The organism is Mycolicibacterium arabiense (assembly GCF_010731815.2).
Classification (GTDB): Bacteria; Actinomycetota; Actinomycetes; order Mycobacteriales; family Mycobacteriaceae; genus Mycobacterium; species Mycobacterium arabiense.
Genome location: NZ_AP022593.1, coordinates 3084249 through 3095637 on the forward strand (window position 1 = coordinate 3084249; position 11389 = coordinate 3095637).

An 11389-nucleotide genomic window follows, 5' to 3' on the forward strand; every position below is an offset into this window, starting at 1 on the left:
TCACGCGGCTCAGCTCACCTGGGCCACCACGAACACCCGCCGGAACGGGAAGAACGTCGTGCCGTCGGCGCGCATCGGATACGCCCGGGCCAGCACCGGGATGATGGCCTGCCGGTACTGCTGCCACGCTTCGTCGGACAGCCTGCTTCTGACCTGGGTGAGCGCGGTTCCGGTGATCCAGTCCAACACCGGTGTCGCGCCTGACAACTGGTGCACGTAGGTGGTCTCCCACGCGTCGACCCGACAACCGGCGTCGGCGAGCAGGCCGGCGTAGTCGGTGGGCGTGCCGACGACGTCGGCCTCCCGCCACGGCATGTCCGCCAGTGCGTCGGCGAAGTCGGCGCTCTTGGCGACGTCGCGCACGGCCTGGTGTGACGGGGCATCGAAGTTGCCCGGCACCTGCATCGCGATCCACGACCCCGAGGGGAGTTCGCCCGCCCAGCGCACCATCAGGTCGGCGTGCCCGGGCACCCACTGCAGCGCCGCATTCGACACGACGACGTCGGTGTCGGGCCGCGGCGCCCACTCGGCGATGCCGCCCAGGGTCGCGTCGAGCCCGCGCTCACGGGCAGCGGCGACCATCTCCGGCGAGCTGTCGACGGCCTCGACCACCGCGCCGGGCCACCGCTCGGCCAGCGTGACGGTCAGATTGCCTGGCCCGCAACCCAAGTCGACCACACGGCGCGGGTTCTGCGCTCCGACCCGCGACAGCAGGTCGAAGAACGGCCGGCCGCGATGGTCGGCGAAGGCTAGGTAGACGTCCGGGTTCCACACGCGATCATCATCCTCCTGGGCTCATCTTGGGCCGGCTCATCCGCCGATGCGTTGCGAGTCGTAGATGCGCATCTGGCCGCCGTCCGAGCTGATCTCGAACGACCTGCGTTCCGTGTCGGTTCCGCCACCGGCCAGCGTGTAGGACACCCGGGCGGTCACGCTGGTGTCCGAGCTGAGGCTGACGTCGGAGATCGCCACGGACCGGATGCCCGACCAGAAGTCGCGGTAGTCCCGCAGATTCGTGGTGGCCTGATAGTTCGGATCCAGCCGCGTCCACGCCTCGTCGGCGTTCGCGGGCAGCAGCGCGTAGTAGTCGATCACGAAGTCGCGCATGCCCTCGAAGCCCGCGTCGCCCGTCGTCGAGGACGTGGTGGGTGCCGTACTCGTCGGCGTGAGACGCGGTGTCGCCGTGGTGTCCTGGCCCCACGGGTCGAGGGTGACGACCACGAACGCAACGGCGGCGAGCAGGAGCACGGCGAGCACGGTCACCGCCGCGGGCAGTCGCGACGTCGACTTCGGTGCCGCGGGTCGCGGTGGCGATGACGTGGGTGGCGCAGCGGCGGGCGGCGGCGTCGGGAGCATGGCGGTCGAGCCCCGGCGCACCGGTCCGGCATGCACGGGCGGAGGCGGCGGATGACCGGGAGCGGGTGGCGCGGACAGTGCCCGGACGAAGGCCTCGCACGAGCGGAACCGGTCGGCGGGGTCCTTCGCCATACCGGCGGCCAGGACGTGATCGAGTGCCGCGAGGTCCGGCCTGCGCTCGGCGAGTGACGGCGGTGGAGCGGTGAGGTGGCTGCTGATGACCACTGCCGGGTTGGAGTGGTCGAAGGGCACGGTGCCGGTCAACAGATGGTAAGTGGTTGCGGCCAGGCCATATTGGTCGGCCCGGCCGTCGACCGATGCGTCCGTCAACTGCTCGGGGGCCACGTAGTTGACGGTGCCGATCGCCATGTTGGTCTGCGTCAGGCGCGACACCTCGGTGAGGCTGCGAGCGATGCCGAAGTCCGCTAGCAGGATTCGTCGCCGCCCACGCTCGGGCCGGGTCAGCAGGATGTTCGCGGGTTTGACGTCGCGGTGCAGCATCGCGTTGGCATGGGCGTAGTCCAGGGCATCGGCGACGGCGCCGACGATCTCGAGGACCTCGGGCAGCGGCATGCCGTACGGGTGGTAGTGCTCGAGCAGGCGGGCGGCGTCGGTGCCGTCGATGAAGTCCATCGATATCCACAGTTGCTCGTCGAACTCACCACGATCGTGGACGCCGACGATGTGGGGGTGATAGAGCTTGGCCGCGAGGTCGGCCTCACGGCTGAACCGCTCACGGAACACCGCGTCGGCCGACAGTGCCCGTGGCAGCACCTTGAGCGCCTCTTGCCGCGGGAGCCGCGGATGTTGGGCGAGGTACACCTCGCCCATCCCCCCGGACCCGAGTTGCCGGAGGATCCGGAACCCCGCGAAGTCCGTACCGCTGGTCAACGGCATCAGGTGATCCTACCGATCGCCTGCCGCGGCTCTCCGCGCCCGACGGTTGCCCGCCCCCACGGGCCTGCGATCATCACAGGCCATGGAGGAATCGGAGGCCGTCCGTCAGACCTGGGAGGCCCTTGGGCTGCCCGGCATCGTCGACGTCCACACCCACTTCATGCCCAAGCAGGTCATGGACAAGGTGTGGCAGTACTTCGACGCCGCCGGTCCGCTGGTCGGGCGGCCGTGGCCGATCACCTACCGCAGCAACGAGGCGGAACGACTCGAGGCGCTGCGCTCGTTCGGCGTCAGGGCCTTCACCTCGCTGGTCTACCCGCACAAGCCGGAGATGGCGGCGTGGCTGAACCAGTGGGCGGCAGACTTCGCCGATCGAACCCCCCGATTGCCTCGCCACGGCGACGCTCTACCCCGAACCGGGCGTCGCCCACTACGTCACCGAGGCGATCGAGCGCGGTACCCGGGTGTTCAAGGCCCACGTCCAGGTCGGCCGGTACGACCCCACCGATCCCCTGCTGGACGGGGCGTGGGGCGTCATCGAGGACGCAGGGGTGCCCGTGGTGATCCATTGCGGCTCCGGTCCGCAGCCGGGTGAACACACCGGCCCCGGGCCGATTCGGACGCTGCTGACCGCGCACCCGCGGCTGCGCCTGATCATCGCCCACCTCGGCATGCCCGAGTACGCCGAGTTCCTCGACGTCTGCGAGCGGCACGACGGCGTCCACCTCGACACGACGATGGCGTTCACGCCGTTCTCCGAGGAGACGATGCCGATCCCCGCCGACGCGTACCCACGGCTGCGCAACGTCGGCGACCGCATCCTGTTCGGCAGCGACTTCCCGAACATCCCCTACCGCTACGTCGACGCCGTCCGATCGGTCACTCGACTGGACGGCTTCGACGTCGACTGGCGGCGAGGTGTCCTGCACGACAACGCCGTGCGACTGTTCGGTTTGAACTAGCCCACACGGGCTAACATCGCGTGTGGTCGATTCCCCGCCCAGCGATGCCGCTCCGGTCGACCCGCCAATCCCGTTCCCGGACGTCCCCGGCGCCGACGCGACCAAGGGCGGGCTCCCCCGGCGGGAGGACCTGACCTGGGAGCAGAAGCTGATCGTCGACTCGTCTGCGATCGCGGACCTCGGTCTGCGCACCACGCTCGCCTCGGTGATCGGCGCCGCGATGCTGCCCCGCATGGCAATGGCGGCGCTGCGTCCGGCGCAGGTGCGCGCCGAGCGGGACGCCCTGGAGTTCTATGCCGAGATGGCCGCGGCCAGGGATCCGGCGAAGGCCTTCCCCGCACCGGTCGAACTCCCCCGCGTCTCGACGCGTCCGGCGAACCCCGTCGCCGAGTGGATGGCACACGGGCGGGTGGAGAACATCCGGTTCACGAGCAGCTTCGAGGCGGTCAATCCCGCCATGCGCGACCACCGTCGAAGCTATCTGCGCAACAACGTCGTCCACGCCCAGCACTGGCGCCACGACGACGGGCCACACCCCACACTGTGCGTCATCCACGGATTCATGGGTTCGGCGTATCTGTTCAACGGCCTGTTCTTCTCCCTGCCGTGGTTCTACCGGGCCGGGTACGACGTCCTGCTCTACACGTTGCCCTTCCACGGCCGCCGCGCCGAGAAGGGTTCGCCCTACAGCGGCTACGGCTATTTCGCCGACGGCCTCGCCGGATTCGCCGAGGCGATGGCGCAGGCGGTGTACGACTTCCGCTCGGTGCTCGACTATCTGGAGTACACGGGGGTGGATCGGATCGCCCTGACCGGAATGTCGCTGGGCGGCTACACCTCTGCGTTGATCGCGGGCGTCGACGACCGCCTGCAGGCCGTCATACCGAACGTGCCGGTGGTGACACCCGACGCGGCGTTCGACGACTGGTTCCCTGCGAGCGTCCTGGTCAAGCTGGGCAATCGTCTATCCCGCACCGACAAGGACCTGATGGCCGCGGCGTCGGCATTCCACTCACCGCTGAGCTATCAGCCGCTGGTGCCGAAGGACCGCAGGCTCATCATCACCGGCCTCGGCGATCGACTGGCTCCGCCGGAACAGGCCGAGATGCTCTGGGAACACTGGGATCGCTGCGCCTTCCACTGGTTTCCCGGCAATCACATCGTGCACGTGAGCCAACCGGACTACCTGCGCCGGATGACCCGGTTCATGAAGGACGTCATGTTCGTCTGACGCCACGACCGCTACGGCCGGGCATGCGCTCCCACCGTCGAACTGCTCGAGCCGACGGGCCACTCGACTTCGTCGAGCAGGGTCGCGGGCACGGGCACCGCGCCGGTGTCGAGACGCTCGACCGACCGCGGGTCCAGCGCGGTCAGCAGCGGCCGGTGCCTGCCGTTCTGGCCGCGCAGGCCCGGCACGGGAACGGCACTCGGTGCGTCGTCGGTGCGGATGGCGCACAGTGCGGCGGCGGTCGGGCGGGTCGCGGTGCCGCTGAACTCGATCGCCGTCCACGTCGCCCGGTTGGTGTGCGACCACACGTGCGTCAGCCGGGCCGCCAGGTCGCCGTCGACCGGGATCGCGTACGCGGCCAGATGCCCGTCGGCGTCCTGCATTCCGCGCCACGTCTCGCGTGCGCCCGGGTCATTCGGATTCAAAGGCGCCTCCGCCGTGTCGACGATCGTGGCGTCGAAGCCGAGTTCGCGCAGTTGATCCGACAGTCGCCTGCCGACGACCTCCGCGGTGTCGTACAGCGGCAGCTCGGGTGATCGCGCCCGCAGAGCAGCCAAATTGTCGTTGGCGGCCAACGTCATTCCGATCCACGTCCGTCGAATTCCCGAGACGTCGAGGTTCGTCACGCGCACCTTCGCGCACCGGATCCCGAATCGGTCCACGTACCCGGCGACGAGGTGCAGCGGCACCGTCGTGCCCGCAGGCGCCTCGACGGACAGCAGCACCGCGACCTCGTTCGTGGGCGCTGGTTCCGACGTGCCACGGTTGCGTCGCCACACCGCAAGCCGTCTGCCGATCCGCGTGGTGAGGAACATGCCGCCCCACCAGGCGAACGTCAGCAGTACGACGGCGACGGCGACACCGAGCACCCAGCGCTGCGTCGGTGTGTGCCATGGGTAGGCCATCGCGGCCGGGATGACGACCAAGAGGGCCAATGCGATTCGGGCTGTCATCAGCCCTCCTTCCGTCGGTGTGCGGCGATCGCCGTCACGGCCGCCGCGAGCGTCAGCACGCCGGCGCCGATGAATGCGATGGTGCGCGGGGTGGAATCGGTGGAGTTGGGTTCCGCCGGTGCGGCAACCGGCATCGACCGTGGCGGCTGCGCGTCGGCGGATTCGTCGACGTCCCAGGTCAGCGCGGCAACCGGGTCGACGACCCCCGCTCCGGTCAGATTGGACGGCGCGCGGGCGGCCCCGTGTGCGCTCGCGGTGATGCGGCGAGCCACCTGCTCGGCCCTGAGTTCGGGAAACCTGCTGCGTACCAGGGCAGCCACGCCGGACACGTATGCGGCGGCATAGCTGGTGCCGTTGAGACCGAACATCTCGCCGCGGTCGTTGGGCAGCGCATTGGCAAGCCCCCCGCCGTCGGCGTTGCTCACCGAGGCGACGTTCTCACCGGGAGCGGCGACCCCGACCCACGGCCCTGCCGTGGTGAATTCAGATGGACGGCCCTGCGGGCCGACCGATCCGACCGACAGCACGTAGGGCTGCCACCACGACGGGATGGACACCGAGGTGACGCCCGACCAGTTGCGTGGGTCCTCCGGACGGCCCGGGTCCGACAGCGGGTTCGACGGACAGGCCGTGCCCGCATTCAGCCCGGCGCGGCTATTGCCCGCTGCCGCGACCACCACGGCGTCCTTCTCGACGGCGGCGTAGCGCAGGGCCGCACCGAGTTCGGTCTGCTCGACGGTCTTGTTGGCCGGCAGGCACGTCACCGTCGAGATCGCGATGACCCGTGCGCCGAGGTCGGCGGCCCGCACGACCGCGCGGGCCAGGGTCGCCACGTCGATCGTCGCCAGCACGAGGGCGGGGTCGTCACCCGTGGCGCGTGGCGAGTAGCGGCCCGACGTCTGCCGGATGGAGATCAGCCGGGCGTTCGGCGCGACTCCGGAGAAGGCGTCGGGCCCGGGCTGGCCAGCGATGAGTCCGGCGACCAGGGTGCCGTGGCCGTCGCAGTCGGTGAGCCCGTCGCCCGACTCGACGAAGTCACCGCCCGGCTCGACGTTGGGCAGTCGCGGTCCCGGCCGGACGCCGGTGTCGATGACCGCAACGGTCTGTCCTTCGCCGCGGCTGTACCGCCACGCCCCGGCCAGGTTGAGCAACTGGTCGTTGGGGCTGGCTGCGCCGGGGTTGGTGCCGGGCAGCTGACCCGACGCGATGCACGGGCCGCGCTGCGCCATCGGTTGCACGGGACCTGCTGTACCGGCGGGCGGCGCCGCCCCCGGGTCGAGTTCCGGTGGTGTGATGGCGCCTGCCGCAGGACAACTCGTCACTGCGACGGCGACGGTCACGGCGAGTGTCGCGACACCCGCACGCACTCGCCGATGCGTCACCGATCCAGCACCCAGGCGAACAGACCGATGAGGTAGGCCATGACGGGGATCAGCGACGCGTCCAATGCCGAGGCGAGGAAGCCGACGATCCGTCGCATCGGAAGCGAGTAGGTGTCGGGTGCGGCGACGCTCGGGTACAGCGCTGCAACCGCCCACGCGATCGTCAGCACGGCCAGCGCGATCAGCGCCCACCAGGCGGCCTGATACCGCTCGTCGACGAGGTACGTCACCGCCAGGGCGAGCGTGACCAGGTACGGCTGAGCGAGCAGCCACGCCTTGCACGGCGCCGAGTCCCAGACCCGTGCGCGCAGAGCAGCGCCCAGGCCGGCCGCCGCCACGATGTACCACGCCCACGGCGACGCGCCCTCGGGTACGACCAGCGACAGCGATCCGGCGACGGCGAGCAGCACGCCACCGGCGATGAAGCCGGTCTGATGGGAGTCGCTCACCCGGACCCGGCGCGGCAGGTCCGTCAGGACGCGCAGCGGGGGTGCATCGGGCGCCGGGTCACCGGGTGCGGGAATGACCGGCACCGGGAAGCGCGCCCAGAGTGCCGACAGCTGCGCGGCCCGGACGGTGACGAGCAGGCCGAGAACGATCAGCGCGCAGCCGATGACGATCGAGTCGAGCGACCACAGCGATGCTGCGCCCGCGACGATCACCGCACCGGCTCCGACTGCGGCCCCGGCGGTGAACACCGCGATGGCCCGCTCGGCCACGGTGATGCTGATGATCGACCACGCCGCCACCCCGGCCGCGGCCAGCAGCACCTGCGCGGCGCCGAAGTCGCCCGGCACGGCGAGGGCGAACGCCGCGGCGACGGGAAGCAGCGCGGTGACCGACAGTGCAGTCGCGAGTCGGGGCGATCGGGACCGGGTCACCAGCGCGCCGAGCACGGTCAGCGCGGCGACGCCGCTGACGGTGAACAGTCCGGCGTGGTCGCCGGTGGCCAGGCGGTGCAGCGTGGCGACGACCGTGGCGAGCAGGATCAGGCCGATCACGGCGACCGATGCGCCACGCTCGACGTGATCTGTCCCCCAGGGCTTCTCGCGCGCGGCGGAGAAGATCACCGCCGCGTCGGCGATGTCCTCGACGATGCGCGGGGCGGGCGGCCCGACCGGAACCGGCTGCAGCGCCAGTAGATCTCCGTCGGCGACGCCGACGGTGTCGAGGGTCGCGTCCAGGCTGAAGGGCGCTCCGCCGACCGGCGCGAGCGACAGTTGCACGGGCGCGTCGGCGTCGTCGCCGGCCGGCAGCGCCATACGCCGTACCGCAGGCAGGATCTCGCGCAGCGGCAGCTCGGTGGGCAGCGCCATGTCGACGAGCCGACCACCGCCGTCGCCGCCGGCGAGCACGGCGACCCGCACGATGGGCACCACCGCGGATCCCGGTGCGGCACCGGATGGGACACCGGGCGAAGTCAGGCCCGGCGTGAGGGTGTCGGACATCTTTGGTCTTCCGTTCTCTGGTCGAAGTCTCTGGTGAGGTGGGCTTCGGGGAACCACTCCCCGTCGGGCAGGGTGGCGGTGAGGCGTTCGACGGCCGCTGCGATCGCCAGTGGGGTGCCGGGCGCGAACGTCGACACCCACTCGCCGTCATAGGCCTTCGAGGGGCTGACGAGCACGCGTCCGGCGCTGGTGTCGACGATGCTGACGCCCACCTCGGTGCTGACCCGGTGACCGTCGCGGTGGTCACCCGCCACGATCTCGACGTAACAGCGGTCAGGCGCGAAGGCGGCCTCCACCACGTGCCGGGCGCCGGCCGGGATGCCGAGGTTCTCCACCACGTCGGCGAGCGCCGCCCCGTTGCGGAGCCGTTCGTCGGCCTTCGCACCGATCCGCGCCGCGACGGCGAATTCGGCGAACGACGCCGGCGGCCTCCCGGACAGCCCGGCCGTCAGCACGGGAACCAGCGCCTGCGGATGGTCGACGTCGACGTGGCTGAAGGTCACCAACCCGCCGTTGCGAAGTGCGACGACCACGTCGTCACCGCTGTGCCCGTCACGCTCCTGCCGTCCGCGGCGAGCGACCAGCCCCCGCAACATGTCTCCCGATCCCGAGACGAAGCGCAGTTCGAGCCAGCGCGTCGGACGGCACGCTGTGGTGACCCACCGGGTGACGGGAGCAGTGACGCGGTCGGTCACCATCACCCCGAGTTCGGACAGCTCGGCACGCATGCGCGCCTCGAACACGGGGCGAAGGGACTCATCGGCGTACGGCGGCGTGATGGCAAGCACCCATGGGAAGTACCCCGCCCCAGCCGATTCGGCGACGAACCAGGCCTGTTCCGCGGTCAGCTCGACGGCGTTAGCGCCCACTGTTCATCAGGCCCGAATCCATCAGGCCGCGCCCCACTTGGCGCCCTGCGCCGCGTCCCGAGCACTCATCGACATCGTGTTCATCTCGTGGGTGCTCGACATCGCGCGGTAGGCACGGACCAGTTCCTCGAGGCTGGCGTTCCACTGCGCCTGCCACGCCTGGTACGACATGCCGGTGTCACCCTGCCAGCCTGCCGACAGTGCGGCCTGCTCGCTCGCGACGTCGGCGCCGACGGCGTGCAGGGCTCCCGAGTAGCCGTTCATCTCGGCGGCCAGCGCCAGCATGGCCGGGTAGTTGTACATGATCTGCGACATGTGTTGTGTCCCTTCAGCTCTGCTCGGCGAATCAGATTGCGGTGTAGGTGCTGGACGCGGCAGCGTCCTCGGCGACGTACGTCGAAGCGGCGTCGCCGATGTTGGCCTGCGCGATGTCGAGCAGGGCGTTGACCCGTGCCGACACCTCGATGAAGCGGGCGTGCGCCGCCTGGAACGCGACGGCCGACTCGCCCTGGTGGAACGCCTGCGACGCCTGGGCTGCCTGCTCTGCCTGGGCGATGGTGCTGCGCATCAGTCCCGCCTTGGCGGAGAACGCCGCCTCGGAGGCGACGAGTTGGGGGATGTGAGCATCGAGGAGGCTCATGGGATTTCCTTCCGGATCTTCGACTGCTGTTGGTTATCGGTTGACGTGTTTCGACTCTCGGATCTGTTCAGGTGGGCCGTCCCCCTTCCGGGTCCCAGTTGCCCGGCAGCAGCGGATCGACCGGTCCGCCGCCGTAGGGGTCCTCCGGCAACTGGGTCAGTCCCCGCGACCGGTCGGCCTGGTCGGCCCGTTCGGCGGTGATGGTTCCCGTGAATCCGACCGCACCCGCACCCCGCGACGAGGCGCCGACGCGCGGCGCGGGTCGCGGTGTCGCTTCGGAGTCGGGGCCCGGTTCGTAGTCCATGTAGGCGTCGGCATAGCCACGTTCGTGAACTTCGGCGCCGCGCTTGCGCCGCGCCTTGCGCTTCGCGAGCGAGGATGCGGCAGCCGCCGCGGCGGACGAGGCTGCGATGTCGGAGGCGGGGGCCTTGGCACCGCTGCCCTCGCGGAACGTCGGCGACGCACCGGGGCCGGGGCCGCCGCCCGGGACCACGTACGGCACGAACGGGGCTGCGGCCGCTGCGGGGGCGGCGGGGGCCGGCGCGGTACCTGCGGCCACCGAGGCCGCGGGCGCGGCGGGGGCGCTCGGCACCGTGGGCGCCACGGTCGCGGCGGGCAGCGGATTCTGCACGTCGGCACGCGGCGCCTGGACCTGCTGCGGCGCCGCGGCCGGTGCGGGTTCGGGCACCGGCTCCGGGGCGAGGGGCCTGTTCAGGTACTCCTGCAGGAAGTACCCGCCGACGCCGAGGCCGATTGCCAGCAGCGGCTGCAGCAGCAGCTGCGGGTAGGTGAGCGTGGCGCCGACCCAGGAAATGGCTTGGTAGGCAACGGCGAAGAGGAACGGACCGTACTCGACCAGCGTGGGACCCGGGTTGGTCAGCAGGCCCGTGATCAGGTCGATGCTGTTGCCGATCGGGTCCTGCAGGAACTTCGTGATGGGCTCGAAGAGCGAGTTCGTGTAGTCGGTGTAGGCCTGGAAGAACTGGTTGATTGCCTGCAGGAGCTGCTGCAGGAAGTCGGCGTTATTCAGCGCGCCCCCGGCGTCGGCAGCCTGCACCTGCGCCATGGCCTGGCGCGACGTCGCCCCGGCATCGCCTGCCTCGCCAACGCCAGGCGCGAGGAGGAACGGCGCCGGCGGCGTGGCAGGCGTGGCCGCGACCGTGGCTCCCGCGACTGCCTGGTACGTGCTCATCGTGGTCGCCGCCTGTATCCACATGCGTACGTAGTCGGCCTCGTTCAGGGCGATCGGGATCGTGTTGATGCCGAGGAAGTTGGTCGCCATCAGCACGCCGTGCATCGTGTGATTGAGCGCGAGTTCGGGCAGCGTCGGCATCATCGCCAGCGCCGTCGTATACGCAGCCGCCGCCGTCTCGTGCTGGACCGCTGCGGCCGCACTGTTCGCACTCGCCTGCGCCAGCCACGTCAGGTACGGCGCATGCGCCGCGACGTACTGTTCCGCGCTCGGCCCCTCCCACGCACCCGACTGCACGGCGGCGAGCAGAGCCGTCAACTCCGCTGCCGCGGTGGAGTACTCGACGCTCAACGACTGCCATGCCCCCGCGGCGGCCAGCATCGACCCGGGCCCGGGACCGCTGCTGAGCAGCCCCGAATGCACCTCAGGCGGTAGCGCCATCCAGACGGGGGCGGTCAT

The 11389-nt window shown here is 70.6% G+C and carries 10 protein-coding genes and 1 pseudogene; 2 read left to right on the forward strand and 9 right to left on the reverse strand.

Features of this window, described 5'->3' with window-relative positions:
• Positions 1–9 precede the first annotated feature (9 nt).
• Positions 10–774: a trans-aconitate 2-methyltransferase gene (locus G6N61_RS16565; protein WP_163919494.1), complete on the reverse strand. Its 765-nt coding sequence runs from the start codon at positions 772–774 to the stop codon at positions 10–12.
• Positions 775–810: 36 nt separating this feature from the next.
• On the reverse strand, positions 811–2253 hold the full coding sequence (locus G6N61_RS31245) for a serine/threonine-protein kinase (protein WP_163919495.1): 1443 nt from the start codon (positions 2251–2253) through the stop codon (positions 811–813).
• Between the two features lie 82 nt (positions 2254–2335).
• Here G6N61_RS31245 and G6N61_RS16575 point away from each other — a divergent pair.
• Positions 2336–3215, forward strand: a pseudogene (locus tag G6N61_RS16575) (amidohydrolase family protein).
• A 22-nt stretch (positions 3216–3237) separates the two neighbouring features.
• Positions 3238–4446: an alpha/beta hydrolase family protein gene (locus G6N61_RS16580; RefSeq protein ID WP_163919496.1), complete on the forward strand. Its 1209-nt coding sequence runs from the start codon at positions 3238–3240 to the stop codon at positions 4444–4446.
• Between the two features lie 11 nt (positions 4447–4457).
• Here G6N61_RS16580 and eccE read toward each other — a convergent pair whose 3' ends face one another.
• From eccE to G6N61_RS16615, 7 genes are all read right to left on the reverse strand, one after another.
• Positions 4458–5399, reverse strand: coding sequence for a type VII secretion protein EccE (eccE, locus tag G6N61_RS16585; protein ID WP_163919497.1), 942 nt, complete (start codon positions 5397–5399; stop codon positions 4458–4460).
• The gene (gene mycP / locus G6N61_RS16590) at positions 5399–6781 is read right to left on the reverse strand and encodes a type VII secretion-associated serine protease mycosin (protein WP_407666240.1); all 1383 of its coding nucleotides are present in this window, start codon (positions 6779–6781) and stop codon (positions 5399–5401) included. Before mycP ends, eccE begins: the two co-directional genes overlap by 1 nt.
• Entirely contained in the window at positions 6778–8229 is a 1452-nt protein-coding gene (gene eccD / locus G6N61_RS16595) for a type VII secretion integral membrane protein EccD (RefSeq protein ID WP_163919498.1), read from the reverse strand. Before eccD ends, mycP begins: the two co-directional genes overlap by 4 nt.
• Entirely contained in the window at positions 8202–9098 is an 897-nt protein-coding gene (locus G6N61_RS16600; protein WP_163919499.1) for an ESX secretion-associated protein EspG, read from the reverse strand. Before G6N61_RS16600 ends, eccD begins: the two co-directional genes overlap by 28 nt.
• Before the next feature lie 21 nt (positions 9099–9119).
• On the reverse strand, positions 9120–9413 hold the full coding sequence (locus tag G6N61_RS16605; protein ID WP_163919500.1) for a WXG100 family type VII secretion target: 294 nt from the start codon (positions 9411–9413) through the stop codon (positions 9120–9122).
• 31 nt (positions 9414–9444) lie between these two features.
• A complete protein-coding gene (locus tag G6N61_RS16610; protein ID WP_163919501.1) occupies positions 9445–9738 on the reverse strand; it encodes a type VII secretion protein EsxS in 294 nt (97 codons plus the stop codon).
• A gap of 67 nt (positions 9739–9805) precedes the next feature.
• Positions 9806–11389 (reverse strand): PPE domain-containing protein, encoded by a 1584-nt coding sequence (locus G6N61_RS16615; RefSeq protein ID WP_163919502.1) that lies wholly within the window; start codon positions 11387–11389, stop codon positions 9806–9808.

Excerpts from the sequence above, each read along its gene's own strand:
- G6N61_RS31245 (WP_163919495.1), bottom strand. The coding sequence starts at position 2,253 with ATGCCGTTGACCAGCGGTACGGACTTCGCGGGGTTCCGGATCCTCCGG.
- eccE (WP_163919497.1), bottom strand. The coding sequence starts at position 5,399 with ATGACAGCCCGAATCGCATTGGCCCTCTTGGTCGTCATCCCGGCCGCG.
- eccD (WP_163919498.1), bottom strand. The coding sequence starts at position 8,229 with ATGTCCGACACCCTCACGCCGGGCCTGACTTCGCCCGGTGTCCCATCC.
- G6N61_RS16605 (WP_163919500.1), bottom strand. The coding sequence starts at position 9,413 with ATGTCGCAGATCATGTACAACTACCCGGCCATGCTGGCGCTGGCCGCC.
- G6N61_RS16610 (WP_163919501.1), bottom strand. The coding sequence starts at position 9,738 with ATGAGCCTCCTCGATGCTCACATCCCCCAACTCGTCGCCTCCGAGGCG.
- G6N61_RS16615 (WP_163919502.1), bottom strand. The coding sequence starts at position 11,389 with ATGACCGCCCCCGTCTGGATGGCGCTACCGCCTGAGGTGCATTCGGGG.